The following is a 19,733-nucleotide window of genomic DNA, read 5'->3' on the forward strand; positions in this document are numbered from 1 at the left end:
CGGTCAGGGCGGGCCCGCGCCGCGGCGGTGTTCGGCGGCGGTGACCGCGGCCCGGTCGGCGAGGCGGGCGAGGCCCGCGAGCGGGCGGCGCAGGCGGGGGTTGGCGGCCAGCGCGCCGGCGTTGCGGTCGAGGAAGGCCCAGTAGCCGGCGGTGAAGGGGCAGGCGTCCTCGCCGAGGCGATGGGACGGGTGGTAGCGGCAGCCGCCGCAGTAGTCGCTCATCCGGTGGATGTAGGCGCCGCCGGCGGCGTACGGCTTCGTCGCCATCAGGCCGCCGTCGGCGTACTGGCTCATCCCCACGACGTTGGGCGCCATCACCCAGGCGTAGCCGTCGACGAAGCTCTCGTGGAAGAAGTCGGTGAGCGCCCGCGGGTCGTAGCCGCGTTGCAGCGCCCAGTTGCCCAGCACCATCAGCCGGGGGATGTGGTGGACCCAGCCGCGCTCGCGGACCCCGGCGAGCACGTCGGACAGGCAGGCGGCGCCGACCGCGTCCGCGTCGAGGTCGTCGAACCAGCGTGGCAGCGGGGTCCGCGCGCCGAGGGCGTTGCGGTCGGCGTAGTCCTCGCCGGCCCACCAGTAGATCCCCCAGACGTACTCGCGCCAGCCGAGGACCTGGCGGACGAACCCCTCGACGCTGGCGATCGGCGCCTCGCCGCGCCGGTACGCCTGCTCGGCCGCGGCGACGACCTCCAGCGGGTGCAGCAGGCCCAGGTTGAGCGCCGGCGAGAGGGTGGAGTGCGCCATCGCCCAGTCGCCGGCGAGCATCGCGTCCTCGTAGGGGCCGAAGTCGGCGAGGCGATGGCGGACGAACCAGTCCAGCGCCTGGCCCGCCTCCGCCCGGGTCGCGGCGAACCGGCGCGGGCCGTCGACGCCGCGGAACTGCGCGTGGCCGTCGCGTTCGAGCCGGTCGAGATGCTCCCGGACCTCGGCGTCGACCTCGGTCTCCGACGGCGACCACGGCTCGGGCAGGTCGAGGTGGGCGCGCCGGGGCGGGGGGTGGCGGTTGTCGTGGTCGAAGTTCCACCGGCCGCCGGCGGGGGAGTCGCCGTCCATGAGCACGCCGAACCGGCGTCGCTGCCAGCGGTAGAAGTCCTCCATGAGCAGCCGTCGACGACCGCCCGTCCCGCCACGAGCACCGTCGCCGTGACCGTCCCACCGGCCGTCGCCGTGGCCGTCGCTGTGGCCCTGGTCGGTGCCGCCGTGGGCCCAGGTGGAGAAGTCGTCCCGGCTCGTGGCGGTGTAGGCCGTCGGCACGACCGTCACCCCGGGCAGGTCGGTGACGAACCGCCGCGCCGCCCAGGAGGTCGGGTCGGGCACCTCCAGGGGCTCGCCGTAGTCGGCGACGGCCTCGCCGTAGGTCGCGCCGATCCGGTGGTCGCAGCGGTCGCCGAGCTCGCGCGCCCGGTGGCGCAGGGCCGAGAGCAGCAGCTGCGCCTTCTGCCGGTGGAAGCGCCGCCGGGCCAGCACCCGGGTCGACTCGACGAGCAGGACCGGCTGGTCGGGATCGTCGAGGAAGTGCGGCCCGAGCTGGTCGGCGAACAGCCAGCGGCGCATCATCCGACGGTGACACACCCGCCGCGACCGGCCAACTCGATCGTGCGCCGCCCGCGCACACTCCGCCTCGCCCTGCCACGAGGTCGGCCAGGTCCCCCAGCAGCCGCGGCGTGCCATCCACCGCCTCACCAGATAATCAACGTTGTTGACGACGTGTGATCGGCACTGATGATCATGGACGGTCGGTGGGCACCACGGTGACGGTCGTTACCGGGCCACCGGGGCGGGTTGGCGGGCGAGGACGGTGTCGAGCAGGATGCGGGCCGCGGCCGAGGTGGCGCCGGCCGGGGTGACGATTCCCGTCGGGAAGGTGGGGACGGGCGGGGCGAGCGGGATCAGCCGCAGCTCGTCGCGGTGGCGGGGGTCGAGGCTCGGCGGCAGGACGGCGACGCCGAGCCCGTGCGCGACGAGGTCGAGCAGCGTGTCCGTGTCGCCGACCTCGCAGGCCAGCCGGCGGCGCAGGCCGTGATCGGCGAGCACAGCGTCGACGACCGTGCGCGACCCCCAGCCGGGCGGGTAGTCGACGAAGTCCTCGTCGGCGGTCTCCGCCAGCGACACCGCCGCCCGGCCGGCCAGCCGGTGCCCGCCGTGGCAGGCGAACACCATCGGCCGGTCGTCCAGCGGGGTCAGGTGGACGCCGGCCGGGGCCGTCCGCGCGCAGGCGAACGCGAGGTCGAGGGTGCCGGCCGCGACCCGGTCGAGCAGGTCCGCGCTGGGCGCCTGCACGAGCCGTAGCTCCACCCGCGGGTGCTCGGCGTGGAACGCGGCGAGCGCCTCGGTGAGGCCGCGGCGGAAACACTGCATGATTCCGATGGTCAGCCGGCCCCCCATGCCGCCGGCCACCCCGGCGACCGCCGAGCGCGCCGTGGCGGCGGCGGACAGGATCCGGCGGGCCTGGGTGAGCAGCACCTCGCCCTCCTGGGTCAGCCGCACGGCGCGGGTGCTACGCACGAACAGCTTCGCGCCGAGCTCGCGTTCCAGGGCGCCGATGGACGACGACAGCCCCGACTGGACGATGTTCACTCGCTGCGCGGCCCGGGTGAAGTGCAGCTCCTCGGCGGCGGCGACGAAGTGTTCGAGCTGGCGGAGCTCCATACATCTCCTACACAGATGAAGCCAAGCTGATTGTTCTGTTGGACAGGTTACCCAGGGTGCGGCACGCTGGCCCCATGATCGACGGCGGCGTGACGACGCACGGATCCTCCGACGGCGCGTCCGAGGGCGGCGCACCCGGAGGCGGCAGGTCCGGGGGCGGCGCGTCCGGGGGCGGCGCCTTCGCCGACGGCACCTCCCCGGCGGCGGGGACGGGTCTCGGCCGCGGCCTCGTCGGGCTGCTCGCGGTGAGCACGGGCATGTGCGTGGCGGCGATGTACTACGCCCAGCCGCTGCTCGGCGAGATCCGGGCGGCGCTGGGCCTGTCCACCGGCACGGCCGGGCTCGTCGTCTCGGTGACCCAGGCCGGCTACCTGGTGGCGCTGTGCCTGCTGGTCCCGGTGGGCGACCTCGTGGCCCGCCGCCGCCTGATCCCCGCACTGGTCGCCGCCCAGGCGGTGGGCCTGTTCGTGCTCGCCACCGCCACCTCGGCCACCCAGCTCCTGATCGCCGCCGTCGCGGTCGGGGCCCTGTCGGTGACCGCGCAGATCGGCGTTGCCTTCGCCGCGACGCTGGCCGGCGACGCCGAGCGCGGCAAGGTCGTCGGGACGGTGATGAGCGGACTGCTGCTGGGCATCCTGCTGGCCCGCACCGTCGCCGGCTACCTGGCCGACCTCGGCGGCTGGCGTACCCCGTTCTGGGTCGCCGGGGCCGCCCAGCTCGTGCTGTGCGCCGTGCTCGCCGCCCGCCTGCCGGCCGAGCCGCGCACGGCGGCGCCGCGGCTCGGCTACCGGGCGCTGATCGCGTCGGTGGTCGGGCTGCTGCGCGACGAGCCGGTGCTGCGGCTGCGCGCGGCCTACGGGGCGGCGTCGTTCGGGGCGTTCAGTGCGCTGTGGACGCCGCTGGCGTTCCTGCTGTCCGCGGCGCCGTACCACTACTCGACCGGCGTCATCGGCCTGTTCGGCCTGCTGGGCCTGATGGGCGTGCTGGCCGCGTCGTTCGTCGGCCGGGCCGCCGACCGCGGGCGCGCCGGGGCGGCGACCGTGGGCACGGCCGCGCTGCTGCTCGCCGCCTGGCTGCCGCTCGGCCTCGGCGGCCACTCGCTCGCCGCGCTGATCGTCGGCATCCTCGCGCTCGACCTCGCGGCGCAGGGCCTGCACATCGCCAACCAGAGCGAGATCTACCGGCTGAACCCCGCGGCCCGCAGCCGGCTCACCTCCGCCTACATGGCGACCTACTTCGCCGGCGGCCTCGCCGGCTCGATCGCCTCGGGCACCGCCTACAGCCACGGCGGCTGGACCGCCGTCAGCGTCACCGGCGCCGTGTTCGGCCTCGCCGCCGTCGCCCTGGCCTGCTGGGACGCGCTGCGCCGCCGCTCGGCCGCCGTTGCGGTGTGATCCGCCGGGCGGCGGCGACAGTCCTGCACCGGCCCGTACCCGAGCCGCCCGCAGTGCCACGTCGGCCGTCGCGAGCCCGATCAGCCACGGGTGGTCGCCCGGATTCACGGTGTCCACAGCGTAGGATGCCGAGACCGACCGAACAGCCCGTATCGTCGGCGCGAGGCTCTGGTTCGGCCCCACCGGGTCGGTGAGTGCGCGTGCGGGGTCGAGTCGGGACGTGGGGGCGAGGCGGATGGACGCGGCGGCGTGGGATGCCCGGTACGCGGCCACCGAGCTGCTGTGGGGCTCGGCGCCGAACCGCTTCGTCGCCGCCGAGATCGACGGGCTGGCGGTGGGGCGGGCGCTCGACCTGGCCTGCGGCGAGGGGCGCAACGCGATCCACCTGGCCACCCTCGGCTGGCACGTCGTCGGCGCCGACTTCTCCGCCACGGCGGTGGAGCGCGCCGGGCGCCTCGCCGAGCACGCGGGGGTGGCGGACCGGACGACCTTCGTCGTGGCCGACGCCGTCGCCGGCCCCCTGCCCGCCGGCCCGTTCGACCTGGTCCTGCTCGCCTACCTGCAACTGCCCGCGCAGCGTCGCCGGACGGCGCTGCACCGGGCCGCGGATCTGCTGGCACCGGGCGCGACGCTGCTCGTCGTCGCCCACGACTCGGCGAACCTCACCGAGGGCGTCGGCGGCCCGCAGGACCCGGCGGTGCTGTACACCGCCGACGACGTGACCGCCGACCTGGCCGACCGCGCGGAGCTCAGCGTGGACGCCGCGCGGCGGGTGCACCGCCCGGTGCCGACCCCGGCCGGCGAGCGCACCGCCGTCGACGCCCTCGTCCGCCTGCGCCGTCGGGTGGGCCGCGGGTGAGGGCCGTCGTGTGAGGGCTTTCAGGTGACGGCGTCGCCGTGGAGGGCGGTGCGGCCGTAGACGGCGGTGCGCAGGGTGGGCAGGCTGGTCAGGTCGGTCAGGACCGCGTTCGGGCCGGCGGCCCGCAGGGTGTCCGCGGTGGTCGCGCCGGTGGCGACCGCGACCGCCCGCACCCCGGCGTCCCGCGCGCCGCGGACGTCGTGCACCGTGTCCCCGATGACCACGACGCGGGCCGGGGAGAAGGTCAGCCGGTGGGCGGCCTGCGCGCGCTTGATGGCCAGGGCGACGAGCACGGCGCGGTCGGTGTCGTCGTCGCCGTAGCCGCCGACGGCCAGGTCGAGCAGGTCGGTCAGCCCGCAGCAGGCCAGTTTGAGCCGAGCGAGGGACGGCAGATTGCCGGTGACCACCGACTGCACCACACCGTCGCCCGCCAGGCCTTCGAGGGCCGCCCGCGCGCCGGGCAGGACTCGGCCGGTCCGACGCATCCGATCGTCGAGCGCGACGGCCGCGGCCGGCAGCGCCGCGTAGAACGCGGGCAGCAGCGACTCCGGCCGGTCGATCCCGTTCAGCCGCAGGGTGTCGACGACGATGGCCCGGTCGGTGCGGCCGGCGAGGTCGGCGATCTGGTCCGCGGGCCGGCCGACGACCGCCTGGAAGGCCCGGGCGTGCAGCTCGCGGCCGAGCCCCGGGAACGACAGCAGCGTATGATCAACATCCCACAGGATCAGCGCAGGTTCGGCGGGCATCCGCGCACGATCTCACAGCTCGCCGACCCGGCGGGTTGCTCGGTGGAAGTGAGCGGCCGGCAGGGAACGGATGGTAGGGCCGGTCAGGGAAGGGCCGCTCAGGGTAGGGCCGGTCAGGGCAGGAAGGACTCGACGGCGTCGGCGGCGGCCTCGATTCCGCCGTGGGCGCGCAGCACGGACGCGAGCCCGGTCAGCCGTCCGGCGATCTCGGCGTCGGCGGCCACGGACGCGACGGCGGTGCGCAGGAGCTGTGGGTCGACCCGGTCCGCGGCGAGCTGCTGGCCGACGCCGAGGGCGGCGAGGATCGCGGCGTTGCCGAACTGCTCGGCGGCCAGCGGGATCGCCACCGTCGGCACGCCGAACCACAGCGCCTCGACGCAGCTTCCCATCCCGGCGTGGGTGACGAACGCCGACGCCGCGGCGAGCACGGCGAGCTGGGGGACGCTGCGGTGGGCTTCGACGTTGGCGGGCAGCGGGCCGAGCGCGGCGGTGTCGACGCGCCGGCCAAGCGCCATGACCACGTGCCAGTCGGTGCCGGCGAACGCCTCGGCGGCGGCCCGGTAGATGTCGGGCCGGTCGTTGTAGACGGTGCCGAGGGACACCAGCAGCACCCGGCCGGCGTCCGGCGGCGCCGTCCAGGTCCGTTCGGCCAGGCGCGCGGGGTCCAGGCACGGCCCGACGAACCGCACCCCCGGCCGGACCCGGTTCAGGTGCGGCTGCAACACCGGAGGGATCAGCGAGACGGTGGGCCGGTCGGCGCCCAGCCACTCCCAGGGGTCGCGGTCGAGGCCGTTGTCGCGCAGCCACGCGCTGAACCTCGCCTGGTACTCCTTGCCGGGCACGGACGTGCGCAGTGCCGACAGGGCCTCGGCGTTGTCCTGCTCGAAGCCGTCCCACGGCACCCAGGTCGGGGACAGCAACACCGCGGGGACGTCCCACCGGGCGGCGAGCACCGGTCCCGCCTGCGCGGCGACATCGTGGATCAGCAGGTCGGGCCGGTCGTCGTCGAAGTGGCGGGCGAGCGGCGGGAGGGTGGCGATCCCCTCGTTGAGCAACATCCGGGTGGCGAGTTCGGCGGCCGGGTTGTCGGGCCAGTCACCGTCCTGCGCGGGCAGCGTCGAGGGGTGGGTGACGGGCCGCGCGCCGGTGGGCTCCACCAGCGCGGCGAGCCGGTCGCCGATGGCGTAGCTGACCCGGTGGCCGCGGCGGACGAGTTCGGCGATGACGCCGAGCGAGGGGTAGACGTGGCTGGGCGTGGTGCAGCCGATCATGGCGATGTGTCGCGGGGTGCGCATCGGGTCTCGTGTCCTGCCGTTCAGCGTCGTCTGGTGGCTGCCGGTGACGGCGGGTCTGGTCCGGCCGGGTCGGCGCGTCCGTTTCGTTGTCGTCCGGGCCGGTCGGCAGGTTGCCCGCCGACCCGGAAGAGGCTCCCGGTTCGGGGGGTTGCAGAGGCCATGACCACTCTCGGCACCATCGGCATCGCGAGTTCGACGATCGCCTTCAACCCGGACGTCCCCGCCGCCGTCGCCGCGGCCGCGGAGCTCGAGGACCTGGGCTACTCGACGCTGTGGCTGCCCGGCGGCCAGGGCAACAACGTCCGGCTCGTCGAGCAGGTCGTGCGCGGCACGGGGAGCCTGCTCGTCGCCAACGGCATCCTGTCCGTCGACCAGGTCCCCGCCGCCGAGGTCGCGGCGACCTACGCGGCGCTCGCCGCCGACCATCCCGGCCGCTACCTCGCCGGCCTCGGCGGCGCGCACGGCGCGGGTCCGCTGGCCACCCTCGGCGCCTACCTCGACGAGCTCGACGCCGCGCAGCCGGCGGTGCCGGCCGCCGGGCGCATCCTCGCCGCCCTCGGCCCGGCCATGCTCCGCCTCGCCCGCGACCGCGCGGCCGGGGCGTACCCGTTCCTCGTCACGCCGCAGTACGTCACCGACGCGCGCGCCGTGCTCGGCCCCGACCGGACGCTGGCCGTGCTCGTCACCGTCGTCCCCGACCGCGACCCGGCCGCCGCGCGCGGCACCGCCCGCGAGGCGATCCGCTTCCTGACCACCGTCCCCGGCTACGCCAACAACCTGGTCCGGATGGGCTTCACCGCCGACGACGTCGCCGACCTCTCCGACCGGCTCATCGACCAGGTCACCGTGTGGGGCGACGTGGAGACCATCGGCAAGCGGGTGGCCGAATACCTCTCCGCCGGCGCCGACCAGGTCGTGCTCCAGGTCAACGACGCGACCGGCGGGGAGCCCGAGTCCACCTGGTGGCGACGCCTCGCCGACGTCCTGCTGCCCTGAGCTGCTGCCCTGAGCTGCTGCCCTGAGCCGGCCGACCGGCCGATCGGCCGATCGGCCGGCGGGCCCGGCGGCCGGCCGCTTTCGCGAGTCCAGGTCCACCACGGCGGGCGCTGTCCCGGAACGCCGAAACCGAGGCACGTTCCTCTGTCGATACCGCATATTCGCCGCGATGGTGACCGGACTCGGCGCGGCATTCTCCCTTCCGGTGATACCGGTTCTCGGGTGTGGAGCGGGCCGGCCGGATGGTGCGGGCCTGTCACCCGACGAGGGGAAATGCGGTGCGAGTCGGGTCCGGCCGGTCGACCGGGTCCACGGATACTGGTCGTCCCCGTTCCCCGAAGAAGGAGTTCCCACGTGCCGTCCCCGCTACGTCCCTACCAGTTCGCCGCCGCAACCGCCGTCGTGACCGGTGCCGCGAGTGGCCTGGGGGAGGAGATGGCCTACGAACTCGCCGGCCGCGGCAGCAACCTCGTCCTGCTCGACCGCGACGCACCGCGCCTGGCGGCCGTGGCCGCCAGGATCTGTGCCCGCCATCCGCGGCTGCTGGTCGACTGCCTGACCGTCGACCTCGCCGACGCCGACGCCGTCGACGCCGCGGCGACCCGCGTGCTGGCCGAGCATCCTGGGGTGTCCCTGCTGGTCAACAACGCCGGCGTCGCGCTCGGCGGCGGCTTCGAACACCTCACGCTGGAGGAGTTCGACTGGGTGATGGACATCAACTTCCGCGCGCCCGTGCGGCTCACCCGCCTGCTGCTGCCGGCCCTGCTCGCCAGCCCCGGCAGCCACATCGTCAACGTCTCAAGCCTGTTCGGGCTGATCGGACCCCCCGGCCAGACGGCCTACTCGGCGAGCAAGTTCGCCGTGCGCGGCTTCACCGACGCGCTGCGCCACGAGCTGGCCGGCCGCGTCGGCGTCACGGCGGTGTTCCCCGGTGGGGTGCGCACCCGCCTCGCCGAGACGGCCCGGGTGGCGCGGGCCGTGCCGAGCCACGAGGCGGAGGCGGGCCGCCGCGAGTTCGCGAAGATGCTCAGCTACCCGGCGGACGCCGCCGCCCGGGAGATCCTCGCCGCGGTCGAGGCCCGCCGAGGCCGCGTGGTCATCACCCGCCAGGCCAGGACGATCGACGCCGTCGCCCGCCTCTTCCCGGCGTCCCACATGTCGATCCTCGGCTACGTCCTCACCCGCGCCGCCCGCCTGACCGTCTCCGCCCGCCCCGCCCCCGCCAGCCCCGCCAGTCCCACCCCCGAAGGTGCCGGTCCCACCGTCCCGGTCCCCACCGTCCCCATCCCTGGCGGTCCCGTCCCCACCATCCCCGCCGCCGGCAGCCCTGCCGCTGGCAGCCCCGTCACCGGCAGCGAGGCCACCACCGGCTGACGGGTGGTCCGCACGGGGGACGACGGCTGGGTCGTGGATCGATGGTGAACGCGTGGCGCTCGGCAGGCCGCCGCCGTCAGGCCTGCCGGACCAGTTCCAGGACCGCCGTGAGGTCCCCGACCTCGGCGACGAGCGACGCCCCTGCCGGCCGTTGCCGGTGCGTGCGGTTCATCCAGACGGCGGGAATGCCGAGCGCGTTGGCGCCGGCCACGTCGCAGGCCAGGGAATCGCCGACGTGCCAGACCTCGCCCGGAGCGAGGCTGTGCTGGCCGGGTCCGTGCTGGCCGGGTCCGTGCTGGCCGGGTGCCAGGTGGTCGAGGGCGAGCCGGAACGGTTCCGGTCGCGGTTTGTACTCGCTTGTGACGATCGCGTCCACTCGGAGCCCGTGGGCGTCGAGTGCGGCGTCGAGATCGACACGGTCGATGTCGGAGACAAGGCAGACCGGCAGTTCGATCTCGGCCAGGAAGGCGGCGGCGCCGGGCAGGAGCGCCGGCCGACGCCAGTAGTCGAACAGCCGCCGGCTGAGCGACTCCTCGTCGGCGTCCGAGCCGAAATGCCGGATCGTCTCCCGCAGTGACCGGCGTTCCAGCTCCCGCTGGGTGGCGAACGCGGGGCCCGCCGCGGCGGCGCACAACCGGGCGAAGGCGTCCGACCAGTACCGGCCGATCGTCGCCGGATCGCGCACTCTGGCCGTCGCGGTCTGCTCGATGCTGCGGCAGACCGCGGCCACCACGTCGTCGTCCTCGGCGACGACGGTGCCGTAGAAGTCGAGCAGGATCGCGCGCGGCCGGCTTATCCGTCTTCCCCCGGAAGGAATGGTGGGTGGTGCTGATCAGTGGTAGGTCGTGCACCACCTCCGCCAGCCAGTGTCCGCCGCCGACCGCCGCGGCAACAGCCGGACAGGCCGCCGCGGGCCGGGCGGGTCAGCCGGTGGGGACGAGGAGCTGGGTCGTCGCCAGGTCGCGGTAGAGCGGGTCGGTCTCCAGCAGTTGCGCGTGGCTGCCGAGGGCGCGTACCCGGCCCGCCTCCATGACGATGATCTGCCGGGCGCCGACGACGGTGGACAGCCGGTGGGCGACGACCAGCACCGTCGTCGTGCTCGCCGCGGCGGCGATGGTGTCGCGCAGCGCGAGCTCGTTGCCGGCGTCGAGCGCCGAGGTCGCCTCGTCGAGCAGCAGCAGCCGGGGCCGGCGCAGCAGGGCGCGGGCGATGGCGATGCGCTGGCGTTCACCGCCGGACAGGGTGCCGCCGCGGTGGCCGATCCAGCCGTCGAGCCCGCCGGGCAGCGCCGCCACGAACAGCTCCAGCCGGGCCAGGCGCAGCGCCTCGTGCAGGTCCTCGTCGTCGACGCCGGTCAGGCCGAGCGTGAGGTTCTCGCGCAGGGAACCGGCGAGCACCGGAGCCTCCTGCTCGACGTAGCCGATCGAGCGGCGCAGCTGTGCCAGCGGCCAGTCCCGCACGTCGCGGCCGTCGACGAGGATCCGCCCGGCGGTGGCGTCGTAGAACCGTTCGAGCAGCAGGAAGATGCTCGACTTGCCGGCGCCCGACGGGCCGACGATGGCGGTCATCCCGCCGGGCGGGACGGTGAACGACACCCCCCGGTGCACCGGCGGGAGGTCCTGCCGGTAGGCGAACTCGACGTTGTCGAAGGCCACCGTCGCGCTGGCGGCCCGGCGGTTCGGCCCGGTGTTCGTGGCGGACGCGGCGCGCCTGGTCAGCGCGGCGCGGCGGACGACGACGGGCCCGCGCCTGAACATGGGGCCGCTGGTGGCGGGATCGCGGTGGCCGCCGTTGGCGCGTCGGCCGGCGGTGGTGCGTCGGCCGCCGTTGGTGCCTCGGCCGCCGTTGGTGCCTCGGCCGGCGGTGGTGCGTCGGTCGAGGGAGCTGCGTCCCCGGGCCGCGGTGGGTTCGGCATCCAGGCGCAGCACCGCCTGGATGCGTTCCGCGGCCGCCCCGCCCGCCCTGAACTGACCCCAGGCGCCGACCAGGGTGGTCACCGGCTGGGTCAGGAAGAACATGTAGAGCAGGAACGCGATCAGGTCGGCGATCGGCAGGTCCCCGGCGGCGACCCGGGCGCCGCCGACGCCGAGCACTCCCAGGAACGACGCCTGCATGAGCATGCCGGCGCTCGCCCCGGTGCCCGCCTGCCAGGCGGCGACGCGCAGCCCCCGGCGGAACGCCGTCTGCGCCGCGTCGGCGAGCAGGCCGATCTCGTGGTCCTCCGCTCCGGAGGCCTTCACCGTGCGCAGGGCACCGAGGTCGCGGTCGAGCAGGGTGGCCATGTAGCCGACGGCGGCCTGCGCCTGCCCGGTGGCCTTGCCGATCCGCGACGCCGACCAGCGCACGCTGGCACTCATCAGCACGACCGACGACAGCGTGACGCCGAGCAGGACCACGTCGATGAGGGCCATCATCACCAGCGCCCCGACCAGGGCGATGGTCGCCGTGCAGCTCGTCACCAGGGCCTGGGTCGTGACCTGGCGCAGCAGCGTGGTGTCGCCGACGAGCCGCGACATCAGATCACCGGGCTTGATCTCGTCGGTCGCGGACAGCCGCAGTCGCAGGATGCGTTCCACCAGGCGGATGCGGACGGTCCGCACGAGGGTCTCGCCGACCGACTCGATGAGGAAGAATCCGCCGGCGGACACCGCCGTGCCGAGCAGGACCGCGACGGTCAGGACGCCGAGCAGCCGCCCGACCGGCTGGTCGGCGGTGAGCCGGGCCAGGATGTGCTGGGCGATGATCGGCTGGGCCAGCGACATCGACGTGCCGAGCAGGGTGAGCACCCCGCCGGCGAGCAGGACGCGGCGCGAGCCCGCGGTGAAGCGGAGCACGAACCGCCCGGCCGGCAGCGGCTGGCGGCGCGCCGCGGCGGCGCGGCGGGCGCGGCTCATCCGACCGGGCTGCGCGCCGCGGCGAGGCGCTGCAGGTGCTCGGCGGCGGCCGCGGCCCCGCCCGCCGCCTGGAACGAGGCACCGACGCGGGCCGCGGCCGACCGGTAGCGGGGATCGTCGAGGACCTCGCGGACGGCCGACGCCACGATCGTCGGCGTGGCCCGGGCGAAGCGCAGCCGGATGCCCGCACCCGCGTCCACCACCTGCTGGGCGATGACCGGCTGGTCGTCCCGGATCGGCGCGACGACCAGCGGCACGCCGTGCCCGAGCGCCTCGCAGACCGTGTTGTGCCCGCCGTGGCAGACGACCGCCGCCGCTCGCGGCAGCAGGTCGACCAGCGGCAGGAACCGCGCGGCGATGCCGCCGTCCGGCAGGGCGGCCGGGTCGACGGCGCCCAGCGGGTCGGCGATGACGGCCTGCACGCCGTCGCCGAGCGTGCGCAGCGCCGCCGCGCACGTTCGCAGGAACTCCCCGCTCACCTGGCCGTTGACCGTCCCGAAGCTGGTCACCACGAGCCGGCGTCCCGGATCGAGCCGCCCCCACGGGAATGCCTCGGCCGCCGCCGAGCCACCCGGTTCCGGCCGACCCGGTTGCGGCCGACCCGGTTGCGGCCCACCCGGGCCGCTGCCGAGGGGAGCTGGACGTGGCAGTGGCAGCGACGGGCCGACCCAGGCGGTCGGCGGCCCGTCCGGGCCGATGAGCGAGTCGCCGCCGGGCGGCCCGGCCAGCGCCTGCGTGGTGAACGCGACGACGAGATGAGGGGACAGCCGCAGCGTGCCCGGCGTCGGCGATCCGCCGGCCGCGGCCGGGTCGGCCCGCACCGGGCTGGCGGTGGGGGCTGCGTCGGCGAGCCGGGTCGGGGTGGCGAGCCGGGTCGGGGTGGCTGTGCGGGTGATGAGCCCGTCGAGCAGGTCGTCGAACCACCGCTGGACCTTCGGGGTGGCGGCGAAGGTGTCCCGCAGCGGGCCCGACGTCGTCGCCGACGTCGCCCACGGCCGGCCCAGCCGCGCCGCCGCGAGCGGCCCGGCCAGCGCCTGCATGTCGCAGACCAGCACGTCCGCGGCCGACCGGACGGCCGCCTCGACGACCGCCGGATAGGTCGCCTCGGCCAGCGGGACGAGGAACTCCTCCCACAGGAAGCGGACCCCGGCGTAGCCGCGCAGCTCGGCGCCGCGGATGTCGACGTCGACCGGTCCCGCCAGGCAGGGGTGAATCTCGGCGCCCGATCCGGCCAGCCGCCGCACGATCGACTCCTCGCCCGACCAGACCACCCGGTGGCCGCGGTCGCGCAGCCGGTCGGCCACGGCGACCAGCGGGGTGATGTGCCCGGCCAGCGGCGGCACCACGAACAGGAAGGTGCTCACGCCCCCTCACCGGAGGGGACGCCCACCGCCTGGTGCCGGTGCACCCAGTCGATCGTCAGTTCGCGGACGCGCCGGTGCGACTCGACGAGCACCGAATGGTCCTGATCCGGCACGATCACCGTGTGGCAGTCGGGAAGAACGCTCTGTAACAGATAGGGGTCCTCCGCCTGGAAGCCGTCGCTGCCCAGGATGCTCAGCACCGGCTGCTGGATGCGGGCCAGGTCCTCCAGGTCGAGCAGCGGGCCCTGCGGGATCTCGTCGGCCATCGACGTCTCCTGCAGGCGCCGGTAGGCCAGCCGGGACAGCCGGACGTAGTGGGAGCCGAAGGTCTTCTGCAACCAGGCGTAGGTGTCCTCGCGGCCGAGGTCGCGCCGGGTGTTCTCCAGCATCAGCCCCACCCGGTCGGCCCACGGCTGCGTCGGCGGCTCGGCCTCGATCGTGACGATGCTCGCCACCCGGTCCGGGTGGGCGGCCGCGAAGGCATAGGCGATCGTGCCGCCGAAGCTGTTGCCCACCAGGTGCACCGGCTCGTCGATGCCCAGGGCTGCCAGCAGGCCGGCGAGATCGGCGACGAAGTCACCGACGGTGTAGCCCCGCGCGGGCCGGCCGCTGTTGCCGTGCCCGCGCAGGTCGTAGAACACCGCGTCGATGCCGGCGGCCGCCAGTGGGGCGGCCATCGTCAGGTAGAAGCTGGCCAGGCTGTCGGTGCCCAGGCCGTGCACGCAGACCAGCGTCGGCGCCGCGCCCGCGGGCCGGGCCGGGTCGCCGAGGTCGGTGCTGGTGGTGGTGGCGGCGGGGGCGGGGGCGGGGGCGACACCGGGGCCGGGCGCTGCGAGCTCGCCCCGCTGCTGGCGGCGTTTGCCCCGTTCGTGGAGGTAGTGGAGGTCGTTGCCGTTGACGTCGATGATCGGCACGGTCAGTCCACGCCTGCCGGGGCGCCCAGCCGGGAGCGGACGAACGCCACGATGTCGCCCACGGTGAGCGCGATGACCTCGGTGAGATCCTTCTCGGCAAGGAACTCGGCGAGACTGACGTTCTCGCCGTACCGCTCGGCGAGCATGCCGCCGAGCGTGACCAGGTCGATGCTCTCCATCTCCAGGTCGTCGTGGAAGGCCGTGGTCATCTCGACGCGCACGTCGCCCAGGCCGTATTTCTCCAGGATGCGGGCGATCATCGCGCCGATCTCGGCGAGCAGCGTGCCGGACAGCTCGTCATCGTGCGTCATGGTGCGATTCCTCTCGACTGGGGGTGCCTGTCGTCCAGGCGACCACGTACCGGTGCCGCGTCCCCGCGGTGGCGTGCCCCTGCTGCGCGGCGGGCGCGTCGATCTCGGCGTAGCCCACGGCGTACCGCTGCGGCGGCGGCGCGCCAGGACCGCCGTCACCGCCGTCCGGGTCGGCGCCGACCGCGACGATCAGCGTGCCGTCGGGGCCCGTGGCCACGACCCGGGCAACGGCGTGACCGCCGGCCCGGCTCGCGGCCTGCCGGGCGGCGGCGAACCGGGCCCGCCAGCGGGCCGCCGCCTGGTCGCCTTCTGCCCGGCACTCTCCGCGCAGCCGGCGCAGCAGCTGTCTCTCCGCGGTGTCCGCGGGGTCCGCGACGGCCGGCCCGGCCGGGGGATGGGGCGTAGCCGGAAGGGCGGGGTCGGCCGGGTCGATCCTGGCGAGCGCGATGCCGACGCCACCGCCGCGTCCCTCGCGCGCGGGGCGGGCGAGGGCCACGGCCAGTCCGGCGTCGTGGGCGACCGACAACGCGAAGGGCGCCAGCGCGCCGCCGTGAGCCCCCGTCACCGTCGTGCTGGCCACCACGTCAGCGGTCCCACCGGCGCCGGTTCCACCGGGGCCGGTCGCACCGGGGCCGATCACCGCGTCGGTGACGTGCAGCTCGGCGGGGAACAGGGGGCCGTGGCCCGCCGCCCACAGCCGGGTGCGCACGGCGTCCTTCGCCGCGATCCGGCGCAGCAGCCAGGCGCGCCGCGCCGGCGGCGGGGTCGCGTCGTGCACCGCCCGCTCGGCGGCGCCGGTGACGCTGCCCAGGACCAGCTCCCGCGTCGCCAGATCGGGCCACTGTTCGGTGACGCGCACCCAGCCGCCGGGCTGCGCCAGCGCGAACGGGTGCCGGTCCGGATGGCGGAACGCCTCGTCGAGCGCCGGATCGAGGCCGAAGCGGCGGTCCACCCAGCCCTCGACCTCGGCCCAGACCTCGGTGCCGTCGACGAGCTGCAGGTGGGCGTGGACCCACTGGTCGTCCATCCAGGTCACCCACGCCTGGCAGGTCACCGGGGTGCCCGGCGCCGGCTCCGGTCCGTACAGCCGCACCCCGCCGATGCGCACCGGGAACAGCACCAGCCCGTCGCGGGCCTGGGTGCGGATCCAGTAGCCGAGCAGCTGGCCGGCGGCGTCGAGCAGCGAGCCGGGTGCGCGGGTGCCGGTGAGCACCGCGCGCACGCCGTGGGCGCTGTGGCCGAGCAGGGCCGTCACGCCCTGGAACGCCGGGCCGTGGAACATCCACCGTTCGCGGTAGAAGTCCCGCGCGTTGATGATCGGCGGCTGCTCGGCGGCCGGGTCGACCGGCCAGCGCGCCGGCCGGGACGCCGGATAGCGATCGGCGACGACGACCTGGGCGCTGGCGTAGCCGGCGAACGTGACCTGCAGCCGGTCGGGCCCCGCCGGCGCGATCCTGACCGCCACCTCCCGGGTGGGGGTGGCGGGCAACCAGGCGTCGAAGCGGGCGTCGGCGACGCCGACGGCGATCAGCCCCGACGCCCGCTCGGCGGCGTCCATCATCAGCCGGACGGTCGTCGTCGCCGCCACCACCGGGCGTCGGTCGGCGTCGTCGGGCCAGCCGGGGCGCTGCGCGTGCAGTGCGTGGTCGAGCAGGTGGGGCATCGCCTCCAGGGAGACTCGAAGGATCGCCTCCCAGCCGGCGCCGCTGCGCGTCGGAGTGCTCAGCGCGGGTTCGGTCGGCCGCGGTGGCGCGGCGAAGGCGCTGGCCAGCACGGACGCGGCGGTCTCGGCGGTGTCGTCGAGCAGGGCCATGAGCTCGCCGGCCAGGGGATCGCGGGCGGCCCACGCGGCCAGCGGGCTCGCCGACCGGGCCGGCTCCAGCCTGGGCAGCGCCGACGGGTCGAGGTGGACCGACGCCGCCCCCAGATCGAGGCGGACCAGCGGGCCACCGCGGCGACCCGTCGCCCCCGCACCGCCCGCGCCGCCCGCGCCGCCCGCGCCGCCCGCGGGGGTCTCGGGGGTCGCGTCGACCGCGGGAGTCGCCGGGACAGCCGCACCGCCGGCGGGAAGGGGAGCAGGCGGCGCCGTACCGACGCCCGGGGAGTCCAGGGCGGCGAAATCGGGGTCGCCGTGCTCCACCCACAGGGCGACGGCGAGCCGGCGCAGCTGCCCGAGCCCGTCGCGTTCGGAGCTGTTCGCCGCGATCGTCAGGTGCGGTGTCGACTCCAGGGTGGCGTCGACGAGCCCCCCGAGTCGTCCGGGCCCGACCTGCACGAACACCCCGACGCCGGCGGCGGCCATCGCCTCGACGACCTGCCGGAACAGCACCGGTTCGAGCAGGTGCCGGACGAACAGCTCGCGGATCGCGTCGGTGTCGTCCGGATACGGCGAGGCGGTCGTGGCCGACCACAGCTCGATCTGGGGCGCCCGGCGGATCCGCATCCGCTGGGTGCGTTCCCGCAGTCCGGCGAGGTAGGGCCGCAGCATCGGGGTGTGAAAGCCGGAGCGGAACGGCAGGATCTGCACGACGACGTTGCGTCGGCGCAGCCCGCGGGCGAGCTCGGCGATCCGCGCCGGCGGTCCGCACACCACCGTCTGCGTCGGGGCGTTGTCGTGGGAGAGCACGACTCCGGGATGGTCGGCGATCGCGGCCAGGGCGTCGTCGTGCGAGCAGCTCAGCGACGCGTAGTCCACCTCGGGCACGGCACCGTCGTACGGGTCGGCGCCGAAGATGTCGGCGTCGACCTCCGCCTCGTCGAACAGGCCCGCGGCGAACATCGCGCTCCACTCGCCGATGCTGTGCCCGGCCACGGCGTCGGGCTCGACGCGCAGCCGGCGCAGCGTCCGGTCGAGCACGCGACTGGTGGCCAGCACGCTGGTGCCGTGCGTGCCCAGGCCGTCGGCGGACAGCCGCGGCGGCGCGAACCCGAAATGCGCGCACACGTCGTCGAGCCGCGGGGCGAACTCGGCCTCCAACCCCGGGAAGACGAACGCCACCCGCGCCGGCTTCGGGCCGGCGAGCAGGCCGGACGCGCTGTACCAGACCTCGCTGCGACCCCGCCAGGCGTCCCAGGCCCCGGTGCGGGCCCCGCCGGCGGCGTGCCGGGCGGCGGCGAGCCGGCGCGGGGTGGGATGGACCAGGCCGAGGCGGGCGCCGGGACCCGAGTACGCGGGCGTGCCGCCGGCCGTCGCGCGCAGGGTCGCGTCGTCGGCGTCGAGCTGGCCGGCGAGCTCGCGCGGCGTCGCCGCGGCGAAGCGGAGGACGATGTCGGCCTCGCGGACCGTCGCCGTCGCGCTTGCCGTTGCCGTTGCCGTTGCCATCACCGTTGCGGCCGCGGCGGGTGCGGCGGACTGGCCCGCGGAGGCCGGGTCCCGCCGCGCCCCCGGCGAGTCGGCCCCCGCGGGGGATCCGGGTGCCCCGGCCCCGGCGCGCGGGGCGGTGGGGGGCGGTGCCTCCTCCAGCAGCACGTGGGCGTTCGTCCCGCCGAACCCGAAGGCGTTCACCCCGGCGCGCCGCGGCCCGGCGCTCTCCCACGGCGCGGCCGTCAGTAGCGGGCGAAACCGCGTCCGGGTCAGCGCCGGATGCGGATCCTCGCAGTTGACCGCCGGCAGCAGGACGCGGTTGTGCAGGGCCAGCGCGGCCTTCACCAGCCCGGCGACACCGGCCGCCGCCATCGCGTGCCCGATCATCGACTTGACCGAGCCGAGCACGCCGATGTCGTCCCGGTCGCTGCCGAAGACCTGGGCCAGGGTCGCGAGTTCCGCGGCGTCCCCCGCCGGCGTCGCGGTGCCGTGCGCCTCGATCATGCCGACCGAGTGCCGGGCGCGTGGATCGAGTCCGGCCGCGGCCCAGGCCCGTTCGACGGCGAGGGCCTGCCCGGCCGGCTCCGGATTCACCAGGCCGCCGCCGCGCCCGTCGCTGGACGTCCCGGTGCCGCGGATCACCGCGTACACCCGGTCGCCGGCGCGCTGGGCGTCGTCGAGGCGCTTGAGCACGACGACGCCGGTGCCCTCGCCGATGAGGATGCCGTCCGCGGCGCGGTCGAACGGCCGGCTCTGCTGGCGCGCCGACAGCGCCCCGAGCTGCGCGAAGGTGCTCCACAGGGTGATGTCGTGGCAGTGGTGGACGCCGCCGGCGAGCACCGCGTCGCAGCGCCCGGCGGCGAGCTCGGCGACCGCGCTGTCCACGGCGATCAGCGACGAGGCACAGGCCGCGTCCACCGTGTACGCGGGGCCGCGCAGGTCGAGCCGGTTCGCGATCCGGGACGCGGCCAGGTTCGGCACCATCCCGATCGCGCCGTCCGGGCGCTGCGGGCCGAGTTGGTCGGTGAAGGCCGCCCGGATCCGGTCGAGCTCGCCCGCGCCCAGGGCGGGCAGCAGCGTGCCGAGGGTGGACACGAGCTGGTGGGCGGTGCGCAGCCGCTGGTCGAGGCGGGCCAGGCCGGCGCCGAGGTAGCCGCCGCGGCCAAGGATGACGCCGACGCGGGCCGGGTCGCCGAGCCGGGCGGCGCCGCCGGCGTCGTCGATCGCGCTCGCGGCGACCTGCAGCGCGAGAAGCTGGTCGGGTTCGATGCCGGCGACGTCGGCGGGCGGGATGCCGAAACGCAGCGGGTCGGCGTAGGCGTACTCGTCGACGAACCCGCCGCGGCGGCAGTAGATCCGCTCCGCGTGGTGGTCGTCGGCGCCGGCCGGGTCGTAGAAGCGGGGATCCCAGCGGTGCGGCGGCGCCTCGCTGATCGACTCGATCCCGCCCAGCAGGTTCTGCCAGTAGGCGGCGAGGTCCGGTGCACCCGGCAGCAGCACCGCCATGCCGACGACGGCGATCGGTGGCTGGCGCCAGCCACCGGCGGCGGGGCCGGGCGGCGCGACGGCCCGGGACGGGCGCGCCGGTAAGGAGGGCGGGGCCGGCGAGGGCGTCATCGTGGTCGGACTCCTT

14 protein-coding genes are annotated in these 19,733 nt (G+C 75.7%); 4 read left to right on the forward strand and 10 right to left on the reverse strand.

Annotation, left to right across the window (positions count from 1 at the left end):
• Positions 1-3 precede the first annotated feature (3 nt).
• Complete coding sequence (locus FRAAL_RS12650; RefSeq protein WP_041939244.1) at positions 4-1,557, reverse strand: cryptochrome/photolyase family protein; 1,554 nt, start codon at positions 1,555-1,557, stop codon at positions 4-6.
• 204 nt (positions 1,558-1,761) lie between these two features.
• Positions 1,762-2,649 (reverse strand): LysR family transcriptional regulator, encoded by an 888-nt coding sequence (locus tag FRAAL_RS12655; protein WP_011604045.1) that lies wholly within the window; start codon positions 2,647-2,649, stop codon positions 1,762-1,764.
• A gap of 74 nt (positions 2,650-2,723) precedes the next feature.
• On the opposite strand from FRAAL_RS12655, the gene FRAAL_RS34860 reads away from it, so the two are divergent.
• Entirely contained in the window at positions 2,724-4,043 is a 1,320-nt protein-coding gene (locus FRAAL_RS34860; RefSeq protein WP_083866780.1) for an MFS transporter, read from the forward strand.
• Positions 4,044-4,263: 220 nt separating this feature from the next.
• Positions 4,264-4,902, forward strand: coding sequence for a class I SAM-dependent methyltransferase (locus FRAAL_RS12665; protein WP_231861620.1), 639 nt, complete (start codon positions 4,264-4,266; stop codon positions 4,900-4,902).
• Between the two features lie 20 nt (positions 4,903-4,922).
• Here FRAAL_RS12665 and FRAAL_RS12670 read toward each other — a convergent pair whose 3' ends face one another.
• Entirely contained in the window at positions 4,923-5,648 is a 726-nt protein-coding gene (locus FRAAL_RS12670; protein WP_011604048.1) for an HAD family hydrolase, read from the reverse strand.
• A gap of 113 nt (positions 5,649-5,761) precedes the next feature.
• Positions 5,762-6,943 (reverse strand): macrolide family glycosyltransferase, encoded by a 1,182-nt coding sequence (locus FRAAL_RS12675; protein WP_041939245.1) that lies wholly within the window; start codon positions 6,941-6,943, stop codon positions 5,762-5,764.
• Positions 6,944-7,102: 159 nt separating this feature from the next.
• Between FRAAL_RS12675 and FRAAL_RS12680 the strand changes: the two genes are divergently transcribed.
• Both FRAAL_RS12680 and FRAAL_RS12685 read left to right on the forward strand, forming a co-directional pair.
• Complete coding sequence (locus FRAAL_RS12680) at positions 7,103-7,939, forward strand: LLM class F420-dependent oxidoreductase (RefSeq protein WP_011604051.1); 837 nt, start codon at positions 7,103-7,105, stop codon at positions 7,937-7,939.
• Between the two features lie 354 nt (positions 7,940-8,293).
• Entirely contained in the window at positions 8,294-9,313 is a 1,020-nt protein-coding gene (locus FRAAL_RS12685) for an SDR family NAD(P)-dependent oxidoreductase (RefSeq protein ID WP_011604053.1), read from the forward strand.
• 76 nt (positions 9,314-9,389) lie between these two features.
• Here the strand turns inward: FRAAL_RS12685 and FRAAL_RS12690 are convergent, their stop codons facing one another.
• The 6 genes from FRAAL_RS12690 to FRAAL_RS12715 form a co-directional block, all read right to left on the reverse strand.
• A complete protein-coding gene (locus FRAAL_RS12690; RefSeq protein ID WP_308205980.1) occupies positions 9,390-10,130 on the reverse strand; it encodes an HAD family hydrolase in 741 nt (246 codons plus the stop codon).
• A 106-nt stretch (positions 10,131-10,236) separates the two neighbouring features.
• Complete coding sequence (locus FRAAL_RS12695; protein WP_050997110.1) at positions 10,237-12,207, reverse strand: ABC transporter ATP-binding protein; 1,971 nt, start codon at positions 12,205-12,207, stop codon at positions 10,237-10,239.
• Positions 12,204-13,571, reverse strand: coding sequence for a glycosyltransferase (locus tag FRAAL_RS35810; RefSeq protein ID WP_011604056.1), 1,368 nt, complete (start codon positions 13,569-13,571; stop codon positions 12,204-12,206). The genes FRAAL_RS12695 and FRAAL_RS35810 overlap by 4 nt, the downstream gene beginning before the upstream one ends.
• Positions 13,568-14,485 carry an alpha/beta fold hydrolase gene (locus tag FRAAL_RS12705; RefSeq protein WP_011604057.1) on the reverse strand — a complete coding sequence of 306 codons (918 nt, stop codon included), beginning with the start codon at positions 14,483-14,485 and terminating at the stop codon, positions 13,568-13,570. The genes FRAAL_RS35810 and FRAAL_RS12705 overlap by 4 nt, the downstream gene beginning before the upstream one ends.
• Before the next feature lie 2 nt (positions 14,486-14,487).
• A complete protein-coding gene (locus FRAAL_RS12710) occupies positions 14,488-14,796 on the reverse strand; it encodes an acyl carrier protein (RefSeq protein ID WP_011604058.1) in 309 nt (102 codons plus the stop codon).
• Complete coding sequence (locus FRAAL_RS12715) at positions 14,783-19,717, reverse strand: type I polyketide synthase (protein WP_011604059.1); 4,935 nt, start codon at positions 19,715-19,717, stop codon at positions 14,783-14,785. Before FRAAL_RS12715 ends, FRAAL_RS12710 begins: the two co-directional genes overlap by 14 nt.
• Positions 19,718-19,733: the final 16 nt, after the last annotated feature.

This window comes from Frankia alni ACN14a, from assembly GCF_000058485.1.
GTDB classification, from domain to species: domain Bacteria; phylum Actinomycetota; class Actinomycetes; order Frankiales; family Frankiaceae; genus Frankia; species Frankia alni.

Coding starts and splice junctions, on each gene's coding strand:
- FRAAL_RS34860 (WP_083866780.1), top strand. CDS start 2,724: ATGATCGACGGCGGCGTGACGACGCACGGATCCTCCGACGGCGCGTCC.
- FRAAL_RS12655 (WP_011604045.1), bottom strand. CDS start 2,649: ATGGAGCTCCGCCAGCTCGAACACTTCGTCGCCGCCGCCGAGGAGCTG.
- FRAAL_RS12670 (WP_011604048.1), bottom strand. CDS start 5,648: ATGCCCGCCGAACCTGCGCTGATCCTGTGGGATGTTGATCATACGCTG.
- FRAAL_RS12675 (WP_041939245.1), bottom strand. CDS start 6,943: ATGCGCACCCCGCGACACATCGCCATGATCGGCTGCACCACGCCCAGC.
- FRAAL_RS12650 (WP_041939244.1), bottom strand. CDS start 1,557: ATGATGCGCCGCTGGCTGTTCGCCGACCAGCTCGGGCCGCACTTCCTC.
- FRAAL_RS12695 (WP_050997110.1), bottom strand. CDS start 12,207: ATGAGCCGCGCCCGCCGCGCCGCCGCGGCGCGCCGCCAGCCGCTGCCG.
- FRAAL_RS12680 (WP_011604051.1), top strand. CDS start 7,103: ATGACCACTCTCGGCACCATCGGCATCGCGAGTTCGACGATCGCCTTC.
- FRAAL_RS12710 (WP_011604058.1), bottom strand. CDS start 14,796: ATGACGCACGATGACGAGCTGTCCGGCACGCTGCTCGCCGAGATCGGC.
- FRAAL_RS12715 (WP_011604059.1), bottom strand. CDS start 19,717: ATGACGCCCTCGCCGGCCCCGCCCTCCTTACCGGCGCGCCCGTCCCGG.